Source organism: Stutzerimonas stutzeri, from assembly GCF_024448955.1.
GTDB classification, from domain to species: Bacteria; Pseudomonadota; Gammaproteobacteria; order Pseudomonadales; family Pseudomonadaceae; genus Stutzerimonas; species Stutzerimonas stutzeri_AQ.
This window is the reverse complement of sequence record NZ_JAMOIH010000020.1, coordinates 46677-66499: the sequence shown is the minus strand read 5'-3', so window position 1 is coordinate 66499 and position 19823 is coordinate 46677. Positions and strand designations below refer to the sequence as shown.

25 protein-coding genes are annotated in these 19823 nt (G+C 57.6%); 15 read left to right on the top strand and 10 right to left on the bottom strand.

The window, feature by feature from the left end:
* Positions 1-6: 6 nt before the first annotated feature.
* Together NA645_RS18780 and NA645_RS18775 are read right to left on the bottom strand one after the other, a co-directional pair.
* A complete protein-coding gene (locus NA645_RS18780) occupies positions 7-654 on the bottom strand; it encodes a GNAT family N-acetyltransferase (protein WP_015278138.1) in 648 nt (215 codons plus the stop codon).
* A 100-nt stretch (positions 655-754) separates the two neighbouring features.
* Complete coding sequence (locus NA645_RS18775; protein ID WP_015278137.1) at positions 755-1234, bottom strand: YqhA family protein; 480 nt, start codon at positions 1232-1234, stop codon at positions 755-757.
* Positions 1235-1814: 580 nt separating this feature from the next.
* Here NA645_RS18775 and NA645_RS18770 point away from each other — a divergent pair.
* From NA645_RS18770 to NA645_RS18755, 4 genes are all read left to right on the top strand, one after another.
* Positions 1815-2435: a tyrosine-type recombinase/integrase gene (locus NA645_RS18770; protein WP_015278136.1), complete on the top strand. Its 621-nt coding sequence runs from the start codon at positions 1815-1817 to the stop codon at positions 2433-2435.
* A gap of 152 nt (positions 2436-2587) precedes the next feature.
* On the top strand, positions 2588-3532 hold the full coding sequence (locus NA645_RS18765) for a chromate resistance protein ChrB domain-containing protein (RefSeq protein ID WP_042924881.1): 945 nt from the start codon (positions 2588-2590) through the stop codon (positions 3530-3532).
* Entirely contained in the window at positions 3525-4889 is a 1365-nt protein-coding gene (gene chrA, locus NA645_RS18760; RefSeq protein ID WP_125862890.1) for a chromate efflux transporter, read from the top strand. Before NA645_RS18765 ends, chrA begins: the two co-directional genes overlap by 8 nt.
* Positions 4890-4899: 10 nt before the next feature.
* Positions 4900-5226, top strand: a complete 327-nt coding sequence (locus NA645_RS18755) for a rhodanese-like domain-containing protein (RefSeq protein WP_125862889.1) — start codon at positions 4900-4902, stop codon at positions 5224-5226.
* 36 nt (positions 5227-5262) lie between these two features.
* Here NA645_RS18755 and NA645_RS18750 read toward each other — a convergent pair whose 3' ends face one another.
* From NA645_RS18750 to mreA, 4 genes are read right to left on the bottom strand one after another with little or no spacing between them, the layout of a single operon-like run.
* Positions 5263-5988: a TraX family protein gene (locus NA645_RS18750; RefSeq protein WP_081262884.1), complete on the bottom strand. Its 726-nt coding sequence runs from the start codon at positions 5986-5988 to the stop codon at positions 5263-5265.
* Positions 5976-6416, bottom strand: a complete 441-nt coding sequence (locus tag NA645_RS18745) for a YqaA family protein (RefSeq protein ID WP_042924888.1) — start codon at positions 6414-6416, stop codon at positions 5976-5978. The genes NA645_RS18750 and NA645_RS18745 overlap by 13 nt, the downstream gene beginning before the upstream one ends.
* Positions 6417-6419: 3 nt before the next feature.
* Positions 6420-7553 (bottom strand): nickel/cobalt efflux protein RcnA, encoded by a 1134-nt coding sequence (locus NA645_RS18740; protein WP_042924890.1) that lies wholly within the window; start codon positions 7551-7553, stop codon positions 6420-6422.
* A gap of 9 nt (positions 7554-7562) precedes the next feature.
* Positions 7563-7850 (bottom strand): metal-sensing transcriptional repressor MreA, encoded by a 288-nt coding sequence (gene mreA, locus NA645_RS18735; RefSeq protein ID WP_042924893.1) that lies wholly within the window; start codon positions 7848-7850, stop codon positions 7563-7565.
* Between the two features lie 118 nt (positions 7851-7968).
* Between mreA and NA645_RS18730 the strand changes: the two genes are divergently transcribed.
* The 4 genes from NA645_RS18730 (at position 7969) to NA645_RS18715 (ending at position 9987) form a co-directional block, all read left to right on the top strand.
* Positions 7969-8328 (top strand): hypothetical protein, encoded by a 360-nt coding sequence (locus tag NA645_RS18730; RefSeq protein ID WP_042924896.1) that lies wholly within the window; start codon positions 7969-7971, stop codon positions 8326-8328.
* Between the two features lie 47 nt (positions 8329-8375).
* Complete coding sequence (locus tag NA645_RS18725) at positions 8376-9113, top strand: HupE/UreJ family protein (protein ID WP_125862888.1); 738 nt, start codon at positions 8376-8378, stop codon at positions 9111-9113.
* A 12-nt stretch (positions 9114-9125) separates the two neighbouring features.
* Positions 9126-9788 carry a transmembrane anchor protein gene (locus NA645_RS18720; RefSeq protein WP_125862887.1) on the top strand — a complete coding sequence of 221 codons (663 nt, stop codon included), beginning with the start codon at positions 9126-9128 and terminating at the stop codon, positions 9786-9788.
* A gap of 70 nt (positions 9789-9858) precedes the next feature.
* Positions 9859-9987, top strand: coding sequence for a hypothetical protein (locus tag NA645_RS18715; protein WP_256044860.1), 129 nt, complete (start codon positions 9859-9861; stop codon positions 9985-9987).
* Positions 9988-10408: 421 nt separating this feature from the next.
* Here the strand turns inward: NA645_RS18715 and NA645_RS18710 are convergent, their stop codons facing one another.
* Entirely contained in the window at positions 10409-10792 is a 384-nt protein-coding gene (locus NA645_RS18710) for a VOC family protein (RefSeq protein WP_231098776.1), read from the bottom strand.
* Positions 10793-11386: 594 nt separating this feature from the next.
* Between NA645_RS18710 and phnC the strand changes: the two genes are divergently transcribed.
* The 5 genes from phnC to NA645_RS18685 are packed head-to-tail and all read left to right on the top strand — an operon-like array spanning position 11387 to position 15843.
* Entirely contained in the window at positions 11387-12214 is an 828-nt protein-coding gene (gene phnC / locus NA645_RS18705) for a phosphonate ABC transporter ATP-binding protein (RefSeq protein WP_003117867.1), read from the top strand.
* Positions 12211-13074 (top strand): phosphate/phosphite/phosphonate ABC transporter substrate-binding protein, encoded by an 864-nt coding sequence (gene phnD / locus NA645_RS18700; RefSeq protein ID WP_126189395.1) that lies wholly within the window; start codon positions 12211-12213, stop codon positions 13072-13074. Before phnC ends, phnD begins: the two co-directional genes overlap by 4 nt.
* A gap of 8 nt (positions 13075-13082) precedes the next feature.
* The gene (phnE, locus tag NA645_RS18695; protein WP_003298907.1) at positions 13083-13910 is read left to right on the top strand and encodes a phosphonate ABC transporter, permease protein PhnE; all 828 of its coding nucleotides are present in this window, start codon (positions 13083-13085) and stop codon (positions 13908-13910) included.
* Positions 13911-13918: 8 nt separating this feature from the next.
* Positions 13919-14929 carry a phosphonate dehydrogenase PtxD gene (gene ptxD, locus NA645_RS18690; protein ID WP_003152798.1) on the top strand — a complete coding sequence of 337 codons (1011 nt, stop codon included), beginning with the start codon at positions 13919-13921 and terminating at the stop codon, positions 14927-14929.
* Entirely contained in the window at positions 14923-15843 is a 921-nt protein-coding gene (locus NA645_RS18685; RefSeq protein WP_232888578.1) for a LysR family transcriptional regulator, read from the top strand. Before ptxD ends, NA645_RS18685 begins: the two co-directional genes overlap by 7 nt.
* A 443-nt stretch (positions 15844-16286) precedes the next feature.
* Here NA645_RS18685 and NA645_RS18680 read toward each other — a convergent pair whose 3' ends face one another.
* Positions 16287-16568: a hypothetical protein gene (locus tag NA645_RS18680; RefSeq protein ID WP_041106953.1), complete on the bottom strand. Its 282-nt coding sequence runs from the start codon at positions 16566-16568 to the stop codon at positions 16287-16289.
* A gap of 166 nt (positions 16569-16734) precedes the next feature.
* On the bottom strand, positions 16735-16968 hold the full coding sequence (locus tag NA645_RS18675) for a hypothetical protein (protein ID WP_031653269.1): 234 nt from the start codon (positions 16966-16968) through the stop codon (positions 16735-16737).
* A gap of 333 nt (positions 16969-17301) precedes the next feature.
* On the opposite strand from NA645_RS18675, the gene NA645_RS18670 reads away from it, so the two are divergent.
* Both NA645_RS18670 and NA645_RS18665 read left to right on the top strand, forming a co-directional pair.
* On the top strand, positions 17302-17952 hold the full coding sequence (locus NA645_RS18670; protein ID WP_045428535.1) for a hypothetical protein: 651 nt from the start codon (positions 17302-17304) through the stop codon (positions 17950-17952).
* Positions 17953-17958: 6 nt separating this feature from the next.
* Positions 17959-19113, top strand: a complete 1155-nt coding sequence (locus tag NA645_RS18665; RefSeq protein WP_031653271.1) for a helix-turn-helix domain-containing protein — start codon at positions 17959-17961, stop codon at positions 19111-19113.
* Between the two features lie 102 nt (positions 19114-19215).
* Here the strand turns inward: NA645_RS18665 and NA645_RS18660 are convergent, their stop codons facing one another.
* Entirely contained in the window at positions 19216-19812 is a 597-nt protein-coding gene (locus tag NA645_RS18660) for a DUF6088 family protein (RefSeq protein ID WP_041106958.1), read from the bottom strand.
* Positions 19813-19823: the final 11 nt, after the last annotated feature.

Sequence of the window (19823 nt, the reverse complement as noted above, 5' to 3'; positions counted from 1 at the left end):
CCGCAATCACCCGCTTGTCGGGTGCATTGCTTTGTTATGCGCTTTCTCTGCAAGTGCGTTGATCGCACATTCATCTAACCGGGCACGCCGTACCTCTTCGAATATCCGAGCGCCCGAGCGCTCGTAGAAGCTCCTTCCTCGATCATTGTCGGTAGCCACGATCCAGTCAATACGCCCGCAGCCAGTATTCTGAGCGAGGATACACAGCTCTGAGAGTAGAGCTTCGCCCACACCGCTTCCCCGGAACTGCGGATAGACAAACAGATCGTCTAGCCAGATGCCAGGCTTGGCAATGAACGTGGAATAGATACTGTAGTACGTCGCGATACCCACGGCCTCGCCTGACTTCATGGCCAAGAGCGCAAACGCCTTGGGTTGTTCGGAGAAGAAAGCTTCCTCAATGTCAGCTTCCGTAGATTGAAGCGAATTCAAACACCCATCGAATTCCGCTTTTCCTCGAACAAGGTCGAGTATCGCAGGAACGTCCGCTTTTTCTGCCTTCCTGATTTCAATAATAAGAGTACCCTCTCTATGGATGCGCATAACGCCGCCAACACGCGCAGCTTTGTAGTGAAGGCGAAGCCGCAACCGAAATGGTGTCGCTATGCTTGGATTGGTTAGTGGCAGACGCCCGTGACGTTGGCTCTTGCCCAAAGCAGGCTCCCATGAAGCGTTGGCCGCCTACATTCTCTGCGGAGTGGTTGCCTCTCTAGTTCAGGCAACCAGCAGGTGACGTCTAACCGCGTGCTGTGCATCAGTCTTTCATATTCTTCCACGCGAATACCGAGGCCAAAATAATGATACCGATGGCAGCACCAAAGTATAACGTAGCGATCGTAGCGCCAATCTCTACCGCCTGCTCAAGGAACAGAACCACCAGTAGCACAACAGCCACTTGGCTTACTGTTATCTTCAAATCATGGAAGCTCTTAATGTCCAGAGGGTTTTGGGATTCTCTGTCATCATCAGACACCGGACGGATGAACAGACGATACAGGTTAACCGCCATGATCTGAAAAGTAATAGCGATCAGCAGGAGATCCAACAGCTTCAGGAGGCGAACCGCGAGGCTCTTGCCGTCGTCAGCAGAGACAGGTATATCACGTACTACATCCAGTGCGGTATTCCAGATTATGTTAACCGAGGCACCATACAAGAGCAAAGATGACACCGCACAGATAACGACTGCCACCCACACCATAAACCGACTACTTCTGAAAACTCTCTCGATCATAATTTCTCCGGGCCGCGTCACAACGTCAGTTACAGACTCACAATTTTCTCTTAGTCGGTTTCACCGGACCATCTACTATCTCGTTAATCAACCTCTAGATTGTGCTTTCTACGGCGTTAGCCGAACACTGGAGCTGTCGGATTACTGCTGGATTACTTCAAACGTTCGTGACCCTGACATGACCTGGAGAAAAGCCACTAACAGTGATTAGACCGAACGCTCGACTAATACGCAGCCTAACATTTCGCTAACAATGTTGACTTTTCTCTTGCGGATCAGTGTTTTATGCATCTTTCACTCCCTTCTGCTGCGACGTTATATCGAACGCGGTATAAGCCAGGGCGGCCGAATGCGGCATAAGCCCGCGCTTCACAGCATGTCGCCAAAGCTAGCAGGAATGAATGCTTGTGTGAGATAAGCAAGGCATCCATGCCGCCGAAGATGGGACTGCGCGTGAGCAGTTGTTTCCATAATGCTTTTTCTGCTGTTGATTGCCAAGAAATTAGTGGCCGCTTCTGGCCGGTTAGCGACCATTGCTCCGGCCAACCATCCTTGTCCTCCCACACCAGGAGGACTTGCCATGAACACCATTGCTACCTACAGCCATCAGCCCTGGAACAAAGGAAAATTAGTCGGACAGAAGGCCCCGCTCCGCCTGAGAGATATCTGGGCAATCCGGGTGAGGCTGCAAATCGCCGAGAGAAGTCGAGATCTAGCGCTCTTCGATTTAGCCATCGACAGCAAGCTGCGAGCCTGCGATTTAACCAAGCTCCGTGTGCGCGACGTTGCCCATGGCGAAAACCTGTCATCACGAGCCATGGTGATGCAGCAGAAAACGCAGCGGCCAGTGCAGTTCGAGATCACTGAGCAAACACGGTCTGCTCTCGCGGCCTGGATACATCAAGCCCAGCTCCGCAGCGAGGACTGCCTTTTTCCGAGCCGGCTGCATACCTCTGACCATCTCTCCACTCGTCAATACGCCCGTATCGTCAAAGGCTGGGTGAAAGCCATTGGCCTTGATCCAGCCATGTATGGCACTCACACAATGAGACGTACGAAGGCATCACTGATCTATCGCAGGACGAAGAACCTGCGTGCGGTTCAATTGCTGCTCGGCCATACGAAGCTTGAGAGCACTGTCCGATACCTCGGGATTGAGGTCGATGACGCCTTGGAAATGGCGGAGCAGACCGAGGTTTGACCATGTATAGCGACGGTCGAAGTCAGACCGTCGCTAACCGGCCAAAAGCGACCAGTCGTAACGGGCAATCATCGGCCAACTATTTAGTGCTTCACAATCACCCAGAGCAAGAATAGAGTAAAGATTACTACCTAATAGGTATTCTACTCTACATGAATAGTTGGCTATCTCTGATCATCGCCTTGCCGACCGCTAACGCCACAGAGCGGATGCGTGCCTGGCGTGCCCTCAAGAGCAGTGGCGCAGCGGTACTGCGCGATGGTGTCTATTTGCTGCCTGATACTCCCGCCTGCCGGGAAGCGTTGGAAGCTGTTGAGCGCGACGTGCTGGGTAGCAATGGCACGGCCTTTCTGTTGCCCATCAATGATCCGCAAGGCGAGCGCTTTATCGAGTTGTTCGACCGTAGCGAGGACTACGCCAAGCTGCGCGTCGAGATCGAGGCGTGCCAGGCTCAACTGACTTCGGATAACGCCCTCACTAGCACCAAGCAGGTACGCAAGCTGCGCAAGGCATTTGCGCAGCTTGCGGCCATCGACTTCTTCCCTGCGGCAGCGCGGAAACAGACCGACACGGCCCTCAAAACACTTGAAACGGCCATCAGTCGGGCACTTTCGCGGGATGAGCCGAGCAGTCAGGATCAGCCTATCGAACAGCTGGATCGCCGCGACTACCAGGGCCGCCTCTGGGCTACGCGCAAGCGGCCCTGGGTCGACCGCCTGGCCAGTGCCTGGCTGATTCGGCGCTGCATCGATCCGAGAGCCCGCATTCTCTGGTTGGACACACCGAATGATTGCCCTGCTGACGCGCTGGGCTTCGATTTCGACGGTGCGACCTTTAGCCATGTCGGCAGTCGCGTCACCTTCGAAACCCTGCAAGCCAGCTTTGCACTGGTCGAGCCAGGCCTAAGCCGCATCGCGGCTCTGGTGCATTACCTGGATGTCGGTGGCGTTCAACCCGCTGAGGCTGTTGGCATCGAGCGTGTATTGGCCGGGCTGCGCGAAACCATCCTCAATGACGACCAGTTGCTAACGGCTGCTTGCGCCATCTTCGATGGGTTGCTGGCGGCATTTGTGAAAGAAGAGACCCCTGATGAATGAAACCACACTGCCGCCTGTAGAGCAGGATCTGCCACGTGCCGAGCCTGTCAGTTTGTTCCAGGCTTTTCTGTTCTGGCTCAAGCTCGGTTTCATCAGTTTCGGCGGCCCAGCCGGACAGATCTCGATCATGCACCAGGAGCTGGTGGAGCGTCGGCGCTGGATCTCTGAGCGGCGTTTTCTGCATGCGCTGAACTACTGCATGCTGCTGCCCGGCCCGGAGGCCCAGCAACTGGCCACCTATATCGGCTGGCTGATGCACCGCACCTGGGGTGGTGTGATTGCCGGGGTGCTGTTTGTGCTGCCCTCGCTGTTTATCCTGATCGCGCTGTCGTGGGTCTATATCGCTTTCGGTGATGTGCCGGTGGTGGCCGGACTGTTCTATGGGATCAAGCCCGCCGTGACCGCCATCGTGGTGCAGGCCGCTCATCGCATCGGCTCCCGTGCCCTGAAGAACAACTGGCTGTGGGCGATAGCTGCCGCCTCGTTTGTGGCGATATTCGCCCTCAACCTGCCGTTCCCGCTGATCGTGCTGGTCGCCGCAGTGATCGGTTATTTCGGTGGGCGTTTCGTCCCAGAGAAGTTCAGCATCGGCGGTGGTCATGGCGCGGCCAAGCAGTCTTACGGCCCAGCGCTGATTGATGATGAAACCCCGACACCGGAACATGCGCGCTTCCGCTGGCCACGACTGCTCTTGCTGGCAGCGATAGGTGCAACGCTGTGGGCGTTGCCCATGGGGCTGTTGACCGCTCTATTCGGCTGGGAAGGCACGCTGACGCAGATGGGCTGGTTCTTCACCAAGGCCGCACTGCTGACCTTCGGCGGTGCCTATGCGGTACTACCCTATGTCTACCAGGGTGCAGTCGGCCACTACGGCTGGCTGACCCCGACACAGATGATCGACGGTCTGGCTCTGGGTGAAACTACGCCAGGGCCACTGATCATGGTGGTGGCCTTCGTCGGTTTTGTCGGTGGCTACGTGCAGCAGGTATTCGGTGCCGATCAGGCCTTCTTGGCCGGTGTCGTGGCCGCCAGCCTGGTCACCTGGTTCACCTTCCTGCCGTCCTTCCTGTTCATTCTTGCGGGCGGCCCGCTGGTGGAATCGACCCACAACGAACTGAAGTTCACCGCGCCGCTGACGGCCATCACCGCCGCCGTGGTCGGGGTAATCCTCAATCTGGCGCTGTTCTTTGGTTATCACGTGCTCTGGCCGCAAGGCTTCGAGGGGGCTTTCGACTGGCCTTCGGCGCTAATTGCCCTGGCGGCAGCGGTAGCCTTGTTTCACTTTAAACGCGGTGTCATCCAAGTGCTGATGGCCTGTGCTTTGGCCGGACTGGTGGTACACCTGCTGCAAAACTGAGAGGTAGAAGATGAGCAGAATCTCGATATGCGAACTGGCGGAATGGCAGGCAGCAGATCGGGCGTTCACTTTGCTGGATGTGCGCCGTACGAGCGTGCGGCTTGCCGATGCCGAAGAAATTCCCGACGCACACTGGCGTGATCCCGAGGCTGTCTTCACCTGGAAAGATCAGGTTTCACGGGACAGGCCAGTGATTGTCTATTGCGCCAAGGGGCATGAAATCAGCCAGGGCATCGCCGCCACATTGGAGGCCATGGGCCTGGATGCTCGCTTCTTGATCGATGGCTTTGCTGGCTGGTACGGCGCTGGCCGGCCCACCCGTAGCATATCGAGGTAGTGGATCTCCGCCGATATGACGCGATAGTCGCTGGCACTAGCCGAGCGAGCGGATCATGTGTAGTACGGCCAGATGCCCGGGGTAGAACCAATAACCCCAGCGCTTGACCGGCCAGACCCTGAACTGGCGCAGTCGGCGCAGCAGCCACAACCCAAGCAAGGGTGCGACAAACGCAGTGATCACGATCAGCAAGGTATAGGGCTGCAATTCCCACTCGGCGAGCCAGCGGTTGCGACTATTGGCCAGTACGCACAGTGCGGCAGGCAATAGCCACACAAGCCCTGGGCGCTGAATGGCCAGCAGCAACGCTGCCGGCAGCAGTGCGCCGAAAACGCCGTACATCAGGCGCTCTTGCATCAGCACCGCGACAGTCACGCCGGCCAGAGCCAGGATCAAACCGTCGCGACCACGGTGATGTGCTCCCCAGGTGATAAGCAGGCCCAACAGCAGCGAAGGCATAACGTTGAGCGTGCTGCTGTCGTTAGAAAGCAGGCGATAGGGCAACTCCGAGATCACTGCAAACGCAGTCATCCAGCACATGTAGCGAACGTTGTTATCGGAATACAGCTCACCTGTTTGCGAGCGCGCGACATTGGCGGCGATCCCCAGGCAGAACATTGGAAAGGCTAAGCGCCCAACGATGAACAACCATCCGTTGTCAGGCCAGATGTAGCGCAGGTGATCCAGCAGCATGGTCAGCATCGCCAGCCACTTGATCAGATCCAGGTTGGTGTCGCGCTTCTGCAGGCTCACCCAAACCACCCAAGCGTCATGGCAGCTAGTGCCAGATAGCGAGTGGTCTTAGCCAGCATCACGATCAACAGAAAGCTCCAGAAGGGTTCTCGCATGACACCCGCGACGACTGTGAGTGGATCACCAATGATCGGCACCCAACTGAGCAGCAGTGACCAGCGACCGAAGCGGTGATAAGCCTGCTGAGCCTTTTCCAGTTTGCCCTCGCTGACGGGAAACCAGCGCTTGTGTCTGTAGCGCTCGATAGAGCGACCCAGCAGCCAGTTCAGTACCGAGCCCAGTACATTACCCGTGGTGGCGACCGCCAGCAGCGCCCAGACCGCATAGCGGTCAGTCAGCAGCAACCCGACCAGCACCGCCTCCGACTGCATGGGTAGCAACGTGGCAGCACCGAAGGCAGCGAGGAACAGGCCGAAATAACCGGATAACTCCCACATCGGCTAGGCGTTCAGGCCGATCCAGCCGTGGAAGCCGACGTAAACCCCCACACCAATGATCAGTAGGCTGGACAGGTAAGGAGCGCGACGGGCCACAGCACCCAGCCAGGGCCAACGATTGGATGCCTGGCGTGCGCCGATAGCAGCGGCTGCACCAACGGTAACCAGAGTTATAGCCAGACCGATGCTGAAACACAGCACCAGGACGGCACCCAGGGTGACTTCTTTCACTTGCAGGCAGAGCAGCAGCACGGTGATCGCTGCCGGGCAGGGAATCAGTCCGCCAGTCAGACCGAACAGGATGATCTGGCCGGTGGTGACATTGCGATTGCTGAAGCGTTTACGGATGTCGTTGGCATGCGCTCGCTCATGGGCATCCTGGTAGCCCTCCAGCGACAGCTCTAGCCCCTCCAGCTCGGAATGATCATGCTCATGACGGTGGCTTTGCTCGCGGAACTCCAGGTCATAGTCGTGGGAGTGATCAGCATGGCCGAGGCTCAGGCGCGCAGTGAACTCATGGGGCTCGGGAATATCGTCCAGTGACTCTAGGTAGTCACACCGGTCGACGAAGCGAAACTGCTGGGCCAGGCCATCGGGGCGAGTCGTCAGCAAGCTTACTTCAGCAGCCGGCCAGGCATGACCACTCAAGGTCTTCAGCCGCCAGCGCGGAGGGGCGCCTTCTTCGAAGATCGACAGCTCGATACGCCCGTGCCCTGTGTCGATACGCTGCGTTTCATCGTGGTGGTGATGGTCGTGTTGATGCTCATCACCTTCCTCGAAGCGCCACATCTGCTCGCCACGCCAGGTGCGCCAGAGCATCCACAGGGCGATGGTGATAATGATTACGGCGGACGCTAGCTGGAAATAAGGCTCGGTAGTTTCGGCATCCAAATTCTGCCCCAGGTACATGCCGCCCATGGCCACCAGCCAGACTACGGCGGTGTGCGAAAGCGTTGCGGCAAGGCCTAGCAGAATGGCCTGCTTCACCGTGCCACGAATGGCCACGATAAACGCCGCCATCATGGTCTTCGAGTGCCCAGGCTCCAAGCCGTGCAAAGCACCCAGCAGAATGGCGCTGGGGAAGTACAGCCAGGCCTGCGAGCCCCCCTGTTGCAGCAATTCGGCGAAACTCGACATGGGAGGGGCCTAGAGGTACTTGGTGATTTGCTTGAAGTCTTCGAGTGAAGCGCGCTCGCCTACCGCAAGTGCTTCGACTGTATGTTCCAGACAGTGGTCGATATGGTCTTGGATAAGCACACGCTTGGCCTGGCAGACGGCTTTTTCCACGGCATGTAGCTGCTGAGCAATGTCGACGCAGGCCCGGCTGTCTTCAATCATGGTGACGATGCTGCGCAGGTGGCCCTCCGCACGCTTCAACCTTTTGATGATGTCGCCATGACTTTGGTGCTGGTGGCCGTGTTCGTGATCGCTCATGCCTTGAGTCTCGTGCGTCGATGAATTACGCTCTCATGCTATCCCCCTGGGGGGGATATGGTCAAACCGGCTACCTCTCCATAAAAGCCACTCGCTTAGGCATCGAAAGAACCACAACATGCTCAGCAATCCCATTAGCACCAAGGTGATTTTTGCCCTTGCTCTCGCCATATTGCTGGCTTGGGCCGGGCATACCTCTGCGCTGTTTATGGGATCGAGCCAGCCTTCCTTGAGTGGAAATGACAGTGCTCATTCGCATGCGCATGGTGATGAGACGCAGGCCTGTGCTGCGTACGGGGATCACTGCCACTCGCCGCTGACAGCCGACCACTTGCATGAAACACCGCATCTGACCGCGCTGCTGAGAATAAGCACGCTGCCAGAACGTGCGCAGCCGATACTCGCCCCTCGCTACTCCATTCCTCCAAGCCCGATCTTCCTGATCGAGCGGCCACCGCGCGCCACATTCGTGCTCTGACACAGGCCGCTGTGCGGCCCAAGCCCCCTTTAATTTAGGACTCAACCATGCATTCGCTATCTATGGGCGCAATGGACTCATCTGTCGTGCGTCCGAATCGCTCGTTACTACTGTTGCTGCTTTTCATGGCATTGCTGTTTCTAGGCATGCCTGAGGCGCTGGCCCACGCCGTTGCCGAGGGCGACAAGGGCTTTATTCAGGAAAGCTCCGGGGTGATGGTGCTGCCGTTTATCTACATGGGCGCTAAGCACATGATCACCGGCTACGACCACCTGCTGTTCCTCTTCGGAGTGATCTTCTTCCTCTACCGCCTGAAGGATGTTGGGCTCTACGTCACCCTGTTCGCCGTGGGCCACACAGTTACGCTGTTGTTCGGTGTGCTGGCAGAAATCAGCATCAGCTCCTTTGTGATCGACGCCATCATCGGTTTCTCGGTGGTGTACAAGGCGCTGGATAACCTGGGCGCATTCCAGCGCTGGTTCGGCCATCAGCCGAACACCAAAGCGGCCACGCTGATTTTCGGCCTGCTGCATGGCTTTGGTCTGGCGACCAAGATTCAGGAATACGAGATCTCGGCAGATGGCCTGATCACCAACCTGATCGCCTTCAACGTCGGCGTCGAAATCGGCCAGCTCCTGGCCCTGAGCGCCATCCTGATTGTCATGGGCTACTGGCGACGCACCGCCAGCTTCTGGCGCCATGCATATACCGCAAACGTCGCCATGATGAGCGCCGGTTTCCTCTTGATGGGTTACCAGCTCACCGGCCTGATCGCCTCTCAGTAAGGAATTCTCAGCATGTTCAATACCAAGCTTCCGACCCAAAGCGAATTGCCTACCAGCCGCCAACTGTTGCGCTCCACTGTGATCGCCGTGGGCGTTGCCGCAGCCTTACTGGTCACTGTAGTGATGCCTTCGGAGTACGCCATCGACCCAACGGGCGTTGGCCGCTTACTCGGCCTGACCCAGATGGGCGAAATGAAGAAAACCCTGGCCGAAGAAGCGGCTGCGGATGCAGCGGTTCAACCCGCTGCATCCCCCGTTGTGCAAGCCCCCGTGCCTGTTCAGCCGGTAGTTCAAGAGCAAGTCGCGGCAGTGCCTGTGGCTGAACCAGCCGCAGAGCCACAGCCAGCCCTGAAGTCTGACGAGATAACCGTCACCCTGAAGCCAGGTGAGGCCAGTGAAATCAAGCTGGAGATGCTGAACAAGGCCACGGTCAGCTACGAGTGGGCAACCAATGGCGTACCGGTCAACCACGACACTCATGGCGAGCCTTACAACGGCCCCAAGGGCTACTACCACAGCTACAGCAAAGCCAAGCAGATCAAGGGTGACAAAGGCGAGTTCACCGCCATTTTCGACGGCACACACGGTTGGTTCTGGCGCAACCGCAGCAACCAGGACGTGACCATCACGCTGAAGACCAAGGGCGAGTACCTGAGCGTCAAACGCGTTATCTGAGGCACATAGCCCCTGCGTCAGCCGGCACAGGGGCTTCTACTTTCATGATCGAAACAGAAAGGATTACATGATGAAAAGCACAACTACCCTGAGTCGCTCCCTGCTGTTGGTTTGTCTGCTTGGTCTGCTGTCGGCCTGTGGCGGCGGCGAGCCGGAAACCCAGTCCGAAGTCGAAAGCCACGGTCACGCTCACGACTAAGATCTGAAACGCTGTGTTGTCACGAGCGAGGAGCCTACTTGTTCGTGACAATCAGCAAATGCCTCTTCTTCTCGGCTACCGCTACATCATGCACTTTAGGTGTGACTGCTTTTGGCCGAAAGCGGTCGTCTAGTACTGTAACTCCTCGTACTGGCCGGTAGCGTATCAAGTGGCATCGTTCAGCTAACGAAGCGTTCCGAGTCGACCCCGAACCAGAAACGGCATGAGATTTACCGGGGTGACGCCAGCCGGGGCATGCCAGCGAATATCGCCGAAGGGGTCAAAAGGAGCTAAGACGATTTGGTCACTAAGTGCAGGATATATCGGATTGCTATCTTGAGTAGCTAATACATGTTTGTTTGGTCGCTTGTTCATATAAATGATTCATCTATATAGAGGCGACCAAGACTTAGTGGTAACGCTAACCGCCACACTGGTTATCGTCGAAATAGACAAAGGCCAACTTGTTGCCGTCAGGATCACGAACATAGGCTGCGTAGAATCCCGTTCCGTACTCAGGTCTGGGGCCAGGAGAGCCTTCGTCAGTACCTCCGTTCTCAAGCGCGAGTTCAAAGAGTCGCCCTATTAGCGCTGGGCTCTCCGTGAGTAACGCCGTCATGGTTCCATTGCCGGGGCGTGCTTCCTCTTGGTTATAAGGAAGACAAGCGTGAAAGGTGGGGGTCCGGTTGCCCGGAACTCCCCAAGCAACCGATCGCTCGTCCCTCCACGAAATTTCCAACCCCATTGCTGAGAATATAGGTTCGTAGAAACGCGCTGAACGGTTCAGATCGGTCGTTCCGACCATTGTATATGCAATCATCCTTCCCTCCCAATCTCGCTGAAAAAAGGAGTAATAACCGAAGTGTAAAAAGCGCTGGTCATATGACATTTAGCCGAAGGCGTTCTCTTCAAGGCATCGAAGCAGATACCGCGCATGATCAGTCTACTGAGGAAACATCATTCAAGACTAGCGCGGCGTTGCTAGAAGAATAAGCGGCTTGCGCTAGCATTAAGCTGGGCGCGACAACAGACATCTAGTTGGGCGGCACCTGAAGGTTTCGACCAGCCACATAACGGCCTGGGTCAATCGACGGGCAAGAGTAGAATGTCTCCTATAGTCCGCTAGTGTGCGCTCTCTTGCTTGGATGGCATTACGTTCTGGCCCAACGTTACTGTAGCGAATCCGCAGCAGTATCAATCAAAGCCTCCTGTATCCCGCGTGAAGAAAGACGCTACGTTGCGCCCGTTCTTCCACGGCTTCGCTTGCCGCCCCGCTACGGCAGATTCGAAGCATTCATCGAAATGTCATCATTTAGAAGCAGTGCGTTAACAAGGAATTTCTACCCTTTGCATCGCGAACCGCAATTGTGCGGCCAGCAATATTGCGAAAGGTGATCAAATGACGCCCCATCCGATACAGGACGCCGTGCTGCGGGTCGACCGGTTGAGCGTCGTCTACCCAGGCGGCGTGACAGCCCTACGCGATACCTCGATTGCATTTCGGCGTGGTGAGTTCACCGTGCTGCTTGGTCTCTCGGGCGCAGGCAAGTCGACCTTGCTCCGTAGCCTCAATCGACTCGTCACGCCCACTCGCGGCAGTGTCACCAGCGAGCTCGGTGAGCTCGGCAGCGGCTCGGCCTTGCGTCAGCATCGTCGGCGTACCGCCATGATCTTTCAGCACCACCAGCTAATCGAACGTCAAAGCGCACTGGCTAATGTGCTTACCGGTCGGCTGGCCTTTCACAACACGCTCCGCTCGCTGTTTCCTCTGCCGCGTGCCGATCAGGAGATTGCGCTCAGTTGCCTCGCTCGGGTCGGTCTGGCAGACAAGGCGCTAAGCCGGGTGGACAAACTGTCCGGTGGCCAGCAGCAGCGGGTAGGCATCGCGCGTGCGCTAGCGCAACAGCCCGCGATCATTCTTGCCGATGAGCCGGTAGCCAGTCTCGACCCGGCCACTTCGGTCCGTGTTCTCGGACTGCTGCGCGACATCTGCAAGGAAGACGGCATCACCGCCATCGTTTCGCTGCATCAACTCGAATATGCCCGCCGCTTCGCCGATCGCGTCGTCGGGCTGGCCGATTCTCAGATCGTTTTCGATGCCGCGCCCTCGGAACTCACCGATGCGCAGCTTGAGCGCATCTATGCAGGCCGCTCTACGACTCAGCCAGCAACTGCTCCGGCTGAAACCCCTGTCATGCTCGCACCTTCACTGGAGATGTCCCGATGAAACGCTTATCCGCTCTCTTATTGACCTGTTTGCTGTCCGCTGTTTCAAGTCTGTCCGCCGTAGCGGCCGATGCCGATCCGGATGTGCTAAAGGTTGCGCTGCTGCCGGACGAAAACGCCTCGGAGTTGATCAAGCGAAACCAGCCGCTGAAGGATTATCTGGAAGAGCATCTGGACAAGAAGGTGCAGCTGATCGTAACCACCGACTATTCCTCGATGATTGAGGCGATGCGCTTTGGCCGTATCGACCTGGCGTATTTCGGTCCGCTGTCCTACGTCATGGCCAAAAGCAAAAGCGACATCGAGCCCTTCGCTGCCATGATCATCGACGGCAAGCCGACCTATCGCTCAGTGATTATCGCCAATGTGGCGTCAGGCGTGAATGAGTATGCCGACCTTAAGGGCAAGAAGATGGCCTATGGTGACCGGGCATCGACGTCCAGCCATCTGATTCCCAAAACCGTGCTTCTTGAGACGGCCGAGCTGACGGGTGGGCAGGACTACGAACAACATTTTGTGGGCACGCATGACGCCGTTGCCGTCAACGTGGCGAACGGAAACGCCGATGCGGGTGGGCTGTCGGAGGTAATTTTCAATCAAGTAGCCGAACGTGGCCTAATCGATCCGAGCAAGGTGAAAGTACTTGGTTACAGCGGCGAATATCCCCAATACCCCTGGGCGATGCGCTCGAACCTGAGCCCCGAGCTGAAAACCAAGGTGCGGGATGTATTCGTCGGTATCGACGATCCCGAAGTGCTGCGCAACTTCAAAGCCGAGGCCTTCGCGCCAATCACCGACGCCGACTACGATGTGATTCGCAACATGGGATCGCTGCTCGGCCTCGACTTCGCCACGATGTGAGCACCGATATGTCTACTCATCATGACGTGCAGGCGCTGCCTGCAGAGCAACGCGAGCACATCCTTCGAGGCTTCGGCCTCGGTTGGTGGCGCCAGCTGGGGCAGGTGGCAATTGTACTCGGAGTGGTGCTGTTGGCCTGCTGGTACGTGGGGCTGCTCGATGCCACCACGCTGCTGAACGGGCTGCCCTCCATCGCGACCCTGGCAGGCGAGGCCATGCCGCCAGACTTTTCGGGCTATCGAAGCTGGATTCGCCCGTTGATCGACACGCTGGCGATGAGCATCGCCGGCACGGCCATCGCAGTGGTGTTCTCGCTGGTGGTGGCCTTCGTTGCAGCGCGCAATACGGCGCCGCACCCCCTTGTGTTCGGTGTTGCCCGGGTGCTGCTCAATGCCCTGCGGTCGGTGCCGGAGCTGATCATGGGCATCATCTTCGTTGCAGCCGTAGGGTTCGGCGCCTTGCCGGGCGTGCTTGCCCTGGGTCTGCATTCGATCGGCATGGTCGGCAAGTTCTTCGCCGAGGCCATCGAGCACGTCGACGAAGCGCCGGTGGAAGCCGCTCGGGCGGCGGGGGCTACGCCGATGCAAGTGCTGCTGCACGCGGTTTTGCCACAGGTGACTCCACAGTTCGCCGACGTGGCGATCTACCGCTGGGAATACAACTTTCGCGCCTCCACCGTGATGGGCATGGTTGGCGCCGGCGGTATCGGCTTCGAACTCATGGGCTCGCTGCGCATCATGCAGTACCAGGAGGTTGCAGCAATCCTGCTGGTCATCCTGGCCATGGTCACGCTAGTAGACGCCTTCAGTGGCGTGCTGCGCAAACGTTTCAAATAGGACAAACCATGCTGCCGAAACTCGTTATAACTCACCGAGTACACGATGAGATCCTGCAACTGCTGGCGCCACATTGCGAGCTGATGACCAACCAGAGCGACAGCACGCTGACGCGCGAGGAAATTCTGCGCCGCTGCCGCGATGCTCAGGCGATGATGGCGTTCATGCCCGATCGGGTCGATGCAGAATTTCTCCAAGCCTGCCCCGAGCTGCGTGTGGTCGGCTGCGCGCTCAAGGGCTTCGACAATTTCGATGTGGACGCCTGTACTGCCCGCGGGGTCTGGTTGACCTTCGTGCCTGATCTGTTGACGGTCCCGACTGCCGAGCTGGCGATCGGACTGGCGGTGGGGCTGGGGCGGCATCTGCGCGCAGCAGATGCGTTCGTCCGCTCTGGCGAGTTCCAGGGCTGGCAACCACAGTTCTACGGCACGGGGCTGGATAACGCGACGGTCGGCATCCTTGGCATGGGCGCCATCGGACAGGCCATGGCTGAGCGCTTGCAGGGATGGGGCGCGACCCTGCAGTACCACGAGGCGAAGGCTCTGGATACACAAACCGAGCAACGGCTCGGCCTGCGCCAGGTGGCGTGCAGCGAACTCTTCGCCAGCTCGGACTTCATCCTGCTGGCGCTTCCCTTGAATGCCGATACTGAGCATCTGGTCAACGCCGAGCTGCTTGCCCTCGTACGGCCGGGCGCTCTGCTTGTAAACCCCTGTCGTGGTTCGGTAGTGGATGAAGCCGCCGTGCTCGCGGCGCTTGAGCGAGGCCAGCTCGGCGGGTATGCGGCGGATGTATTCGAAATGGAAGACTGGGCTCGCGCGGACCGGCCGCGGCTGATCGATCCTGCGCTGCTCGCGCATCCGAATACGCTCTTCACTCCGCACATAGGGTCGGCAGTGCGCGCGGTGCGCCTGGAGATTGAACGTTGTGCAGCGCAGAGCATCATCCAGGCGTTGGCAGGTGCGCGCCCAATCAACGCTGCGAACCGTCTGCCCCAGGCCGAGCCTGCCGCATGTTGAATCCGGTCTGGCTGAAGAGCCTGGTAGCGATCGTTCAAACAGGCAGTTTTCAGAGCGCGGCGAGGGCGTTGGGGCTGGCCCAGCCGACGGTGTCGCAGCACTTGCAGAAGCTTGAAGAGCAGGTCGGCGTAACGCTGGTGCAGCGCAGTCGTAGCGGCTGCCAGCCTACCACACGTGCGCTGGCCTTCATGCCGCATGCGACCGCCTTGCTCGACATGCACGCCCGGGCGCTAGAAGCCCTGCATGGAAATAGTGAGCGCGTCGGGGCCAGCTCCAACATCGGCACCTACCTTCTCCAGCCATTCGTGCGCAGCTATCTGACGACCGCAAATGAGAGGGGCGAGGTGGATCTGCGCATCGCCGCCAACCCGGATGTGGCCGACCAGCTACTGGCGGGCCAGCTCGACGCCGCGATCATGGAATGGTGGCTACCTCACCCCGACTTCGAACACCGCCTCTGGCGGGTCGAGCCGCTGGTACTTATCGTCAGCCCCGACCATCCGCTGGCTGAAGCAGGGTGCATAGAACGCGATCGTCTGGTGGACCTGCCGATGCTGGGAGGTGAACCGGGTAGCGGTACCGGACGGCTTCTGACCGAATACTTTGGCGAGCTGGGCGTGCCTCGCAGCGGTATGCAGCTAGGCAGCACCGAGGCAGTCAAACAAGCAGTCAGGGCGGGACTCGGCGTGTCGTTGGTGATGGCTTCCGCAGTACAAGACGAAGTTCGCAGTGGCGCGCTGGTAGCTCTTCCCATCCCGGGGCTTGAAAAGCGTCTCCAACTGATCTGGCGCAAACCGCCCGGAAATCTGCACCCGCCGGGATTTGTGCGGCACTTATTGGCCGATTGCTGTCTGTCGCTACCGGTTGCTTCCGGCCAAGAGCTGCCCGAGTGCGAACTGACTCGATCTAGTTGACTCAAGCGTTCACTGCCCCAGAGCAATCAGCGAGGCGTGGACTGACTGACGGCTGTTGCGGCTCTATGATGAAACCTGCCTGATATCCAACACGACCCAGACCTCATACCCTTTCTCCCGTGCTGTTTTCTCGGCCTCGAGTTGGGCAGCGAGAGTACTGATGGAACGGGAGCGGTGCTCGAAGCGGAATGGCGAACCACCGTTCTTACGCACGCTCAATTCAACGAGTGTGACGGTAGAGTGCTGTTTGGGTATGGGCTGCTTCGATTTCGAAGGCGCGAGGTCTAGGCCAAGCGCGCGCCGCATCTCGACTTCAGTGAGTTTTGCGTCAGTCAAGCGAGATCCCTAGAGCGATTGCCGGTGACGCCATTGTACCGAGAAGTCGTGCAGACATGGCCTGAGTTCGATGCTGGCGAGCCAATAACCTCATCTCTGAGATATGGCTACGAATCACCAAAGTAGTCATCGCGGGCGACTAGTCCGAATGGGCGCTCCTCGCAGGGCTGCTCATCGCTGAACAGATTCTGCGTGCGGCGCTCCTGCTTCAAAAACGCTAGTGCCGCGAAAAAGCAGCTTTCGCATAGATTGACTCGATAGCGTTCGCCATCATGCCCTGCGCCATAGCCCCAGAGCGCCTGAAGCGTCCCGAACTGCTCGCCGTACCCCGGCACCCTCGTACTGGTAGCGCATACATCGCAAATGGTGTCTTTATGGCTCTCTGTCACCGGGCAGACCTCATCTTCGTATTAAAAAGAGTAACCGAGGGCACTGCGCAACGGAGCGCCTTTTGCCAGTTTTCCAGCCCCGCTGCGTTAGCTCAAGCATGGTCTGGTGTGCCATGCCGGCGGTGGATATGGCAGGTCTTCGACAGATGCGGTTGGCGGTGGTTCGTCATGGTTGTCCGCTGCACGTTTCTTGCGTTGCGGGCGGCGACCACTCCATTCCCTCTTCGAGGATCGGATGGCTTTCACTAACGACGATCAACGGTTTGTTCCGATTCTCCAGCGCGAACATGGCGATGGAGCCTTCGACGTCCACCGCCGGCACCTCCCCCTGTGGGTCAAGCCTGCCAACCCAGACATATTGCCGGGTCTCCAAACATGCGAGGTAATACGAAATACCCATGCTTCCTCCGAATTTGAATCAAGTCTATTACTGTGCCAATCCGGAACGGGAGGCGGTACTGCCGCAAACATCAAATGTTATCGCCAGTGCATTTTTAACCCAGGTGCCGACGCTATTCTGCCCTAACCCAGCAGTCTGAAAGCGAAATTCTACAACTCGCTTGGTGCTCGAAACTGGGTCAATGAAATTCCGGCATGTGGGTGGAAAATGCACAGGCGGCAACACGCATGCTGCAACGTCCTCTCGGTCTCCCTCCGCGACGTGTGCTTCTTGTTTTTTTACCTCATTTGAGGAAGAATAACCGGAAGTCACCGTTGTGTTAGGAGTCCTCAGATGCAGGCTTGCCAGGTATTCAGTGATCAGGATGAAATCGCCGCCCGTCTTGAACAGTTGAGTCTGGAGCGCGAGCCACTGCGTGAGGCTATCAATCAAGCTCACCTACAGCGGGTTCGCCTGACTCCTAACCATCCCAGCATTTTTCCCGGCCTTGAAATGTGGGGCTGGTTGGTAGGAGCGGTGCGCGATCAGCTGCGCCCACTAGGGTGGGTCGCGCATGAACAGTCGAACTACCCTCTTACCGTTCACTCGGCGCTCAATCTCGCGATTGCTGTCGCATCGGGAGATAGCTATGTTGGAAATCTGCTGGGGATGCCGAGCAGCCGATCCAGGAAGGGTAAAAATACAGTTGATGCTGTTGAGCGGAACTGCCAGTTCGACATGTTTGATGACTTGCTGCCCGATCCGGAGGAGCTGCCTGAATCAGGCCCTCATGAGACCTGGATCCTGCTCCACCACACCGACACGGTGAAGAAGGAAATCCGCATCGAGCTCTCACGTCCATCGGGAATGGGTAAAGGCGGCAAGATCAATTTCTGGTCTGAACGCATCATGCTTGGCACCCTTGCTCTTGATGATGATTTCTTTGAGGTTACCTCCCCAGGCGGTCCGGATATCGACATCGAAATTCGCCGTAAAAGCTCGTGATAGATCATGTTTAATCCACAACGATTTGCGCTCGCCCGTCGCCGGCGAGGTATGAAAAAGCGTGAGCTTGCCACTCATATAGGAGTAACGGAGCGATCAGTCTCCGGCTACGAGAGTGGCACGCAGGAGCCTGAGCCTGGAACCCTTGCAAAAATCGCTAAAACGCTTCGGTTCCCCGAAGCGTTTTTCTTTGGTGATGATCCTGAGGTGCCAACGCCGGATGTTGCCAGTTTCCGGTCGCTCTCAAAGATGACTGCTGGCCTTAGGGATTCAGCTCTCGGTGCAGGCGCAATTGCGCTCCTGCTGAATGACTGGATCGAGCAACGTTTCGATTTGCCAGAGCCAGATCTTCCGGACCTGGGGTCCGAACGCGCTGCACTGACGAATTTTGAGGCGCTCGATAAGCTGGCACTATCACGCAGTGCCCAAGCGCCAGAGGCCGCTGCGGAGATGCTGAGGGCACACTGGGGTTTAGGTGAGCAGCCGGTTAAGAACATGATTGCGCTTCTTGAGTCGAAAGGCGTTCGTGTCTACTCACTTGCAATTGATGCAAAGGAGGTCGACGCGTTCTCGATGTGGAGTGGCGGCCGCCCCTTTATGTTCTTGAATACCTTTAAGTCGGCCGAGCGTTGCCGCTTTGACGCAGCTCATGAATTAGGACATTTGGTTATGCACCAGCATGCCCACCCACAAGGACCTGATTTAGAGCGTGAGGCGAATGCCTTTGCGTCGGCTTTTCTAATGCCACGTGCAAGCGTTCTAGCGATGGCTCCACGTTCGATCACTATCAAAAGCCTAATCAAATACAAGAAGCTCTGGTCCGTTTCTGTGGCAGCCTTAAATTACCGGCTTCATAGCCTGGGGCTTTCCACGGAGTGGGCTTACCGAACGCTGTGTATTCAGATTGCTCAAGAGGGCTATCGCACCGAAGAGCCGGAATCTATTGCTCATGAGCGGTCAGTGATCCTGGAGAAGATTTTCGCCGCGTTACGTGCAGATGGGGTTGGGAAAGCTGGCGTCGCGGGAGAACTGGCAATCAGTCCTGAGGAGATCAATGAATTGACGTTCGGATTGATGTTGAACGTGTTGAAGGGGCAGAGCGCTAACCCATCCGACTCTGGTGGGAAATCAGGTGCCCATCTCCGTTTGGTCAAGGGGTGAAGGGATGCCGCCGATGTCGCTTGGTCGGACTCGGCCAGCAACGGAAATCTGCCTGACAGAGCGTTAAGGAGCAAGCGTGTTGACGGTGTGTATGCGCGCTGACTACTCCAACGCCATGCGCATCCATTTCGGCATTTTGCAGGCCATTAATGTGGTTAGGTCTTCTGGCCTGAGCACCTTCTTGATCGCGGCAATGCATTCCGGGGTCGAGCCGTCTTTACCGAGATAAAATAGTGCGCTGATAGCCGTCCCTACCTCGGTCCCGGCACGCTGCATGACCATTGGTGCCGCATGTACCAACCGGACCTCACCCTTACCTATAAAAAATGATCGGCTGGGTCCGCTGGTGTAATAGATCGGAATGAGCGGCATCTGGGTGCTCAGTCCAAACAACCTGACCGCATGAGCGCCATGAATCTGTAGAACATGGCGGTTCTGCCTAGCGATCAAGCTCACTACTTCCCATACATTTGGGCGGACCCGTGCAACGTATCGACTGGATTTCGGGCGCATGTAAATTCCTCGATGCACCCGTTCAAGTTCGCCTTGGCTGACCAGCCGAGCTAGTGCCTTGGATATGGCGCCACGCGCTCCAAGCTCCGCAAAGCGGCCGATGCAGAAGGGTTGCCCTTTGGGTAAGCGCTTAATCCGTTGCGCAATGCGGGTGGATACCGACAGAGCAAAATCAGTGCTGGACATTGCGGCTCTCA

What these genes read in the sequence shown, in the direction of transcription:
- NA645_RS18775 (WP_015278137.1), bottom strand. Translation starts at nt 1,234, where the DNA reads ATGATCGAGAGAGTTTTCAGAAGTAGTCGGTTTATGGTGTGGGTGGCA.
- NA645_RS18770 (WP_015278136.1), top strand. Translation starts at nt 1,815, where the DNA reads ATGAACACCATTGCTACCTACAGCCATCAGCCCTGGAACAAAGGAAAA.
- NA645_RS18765 (WP_042924881.1), top strand. Translation starts at nt 2,588, where the DNA reads ATGAATAGTTGGCTATCTCTGATCATCGCCTTGCCGACCGCTAACGCC.
- chrA (WP_125862890.1), top strand. Translation starts at nt 3,525, where the DNA reads ATGAATGAAACCACACTGCCGCCTGTAGAGCAGGATCTGCCACGTGCC.
- NA645_RS18755 (WP_125862889.1), top strand. Translation starts at nt 4,900, where the DNA reads ATGAGCAGAATCTCGATATGCGAACTGGCGGAATGGCAGGCAGCAGAT.
- NA645_RS18745 (WP_042924888.1), bottom strand. Translation starts at nt 6,416, where the DNA reads ATGTGGGAGTTATCCGGTTATTTCGGCCTGTTCCTCGCTGCCTTCGGT.
- NA645_RS18740 (WP_042924890.1), bottom strand. Translation starts at nt 7,553, where the DNA reads ATGTCGAGTTTCGCCGAATTGCTGCAACAGGGGGGCTCGCAGGCCTGG.
- mreA (WP_042924893.1), bottom strand. Translation starts at nt 7,850, where the DNA reads ATGAGCGATCACGAACACGGCCACCAGCACCAAAGTCATGGCGACATC.
- NA645_RS18730 (WP_042924896.1), top strand. Translation starts at nt 7,969, where the DNA reads ATGCTCAGCAATCCCATTAGCACCAAGGTGATTTTTGCCCTTGCTCTC.
- NA645_RS18725 (WP_125862888.1), top strand. Translation starts at nt 8,376, where the DNA reads ATGCATTCGCTATCTATGGGCGCAATGGACTCATCTGTCGTGCGTCCG.
- NA645_RS18720 (WP_125862887.1), top strand. Translation starts at nt 9,126, where the DNA reads ATGTTCAATACCAAGCTTCCGACCCAAAGCGAATTGCCTACCAGCCGC.
- NA645_RS18715 (WP_256044860.1), top strand. Translation starts at nt 9,859, where the DNA reads ATGAAAAGCACAACTACCCTGAGTCGCTCCCTGCTGTTGGTTTGTCTG.
- NA645_RS18710 (WP_231098776.1), bottom strand. Translation starts at nt 10,792, where the DNA reads ATGGTCGGAACGACCGATCTGAACCGTTCAGCGCGTTTCTACGAACCT.
- phnC (WP_003117867.1), top strand. Translation starts at nt 11,387, where the DNA reads ATGACGCCCCATCCGATACAGGACGCCGTGCTGCGGGTCGACCGGTTG.
- phnD (WP_126189395.1), top strand. Translation starts at nt 12,211, where the DNA reads ATGAAACGCTTATCCGCTCTCTTATTGACCTGTTTGCTGTCCGCTGTT.
- phnE (WP_003298907.1), top strand. Translation starts at nt 13,083, where the DNA reads ATGTCTACTCATCATGACGTGCAGGCGCTGCCTGCAGAGCAACGCGAG.
- ptxD (WP_003152798.1), top strand. Translation starts at nt 13,919, where the DNA reads ATGCTGCCGAAACTCGTTATAACTCACCGAGTACACGATGAGATCCTG.
- NA645_RS18685 (WP_232888578.1), top strand. Translation starts at nt 14,923, where the DNA reads ATGTTGAATCCGGTCTGGCTGAAGAGCCTGGTAGCGATCGTTCAAACA.
- NA645_RS18675 (WP_031653269.1), bottom strand. Translation starts at nt 16,968, where the DNA reads ATGGGTATTTCGTATTACCTCGCATGTTTGGAGACCCGGCAATATGTC.
- NA645_RS18670 (WP_045428535.1), top strand. Translation starts at nt 17,302, where the DNA reads ATGCAGGCTTGCCAGGTATTCAGTGATCAGGATGAAATCGCCGCCCGT.
- NA645_RS18665 (WP_031653271.1), top strand. Translation starts at nt 17,959, where the DNA reads ATGTTTAATCCACAACGATTTGCGCTCGCCCGTCGCCGGCGAGGTATG.
- NA645_RS18660 (WP_041106958.1), bottom strand. Translation starts at nt 19,812, where the DNA reads ATGTCCAGCACTGATTTTGCTCTGTCGGTATCCACCCGCATTGCGCAA.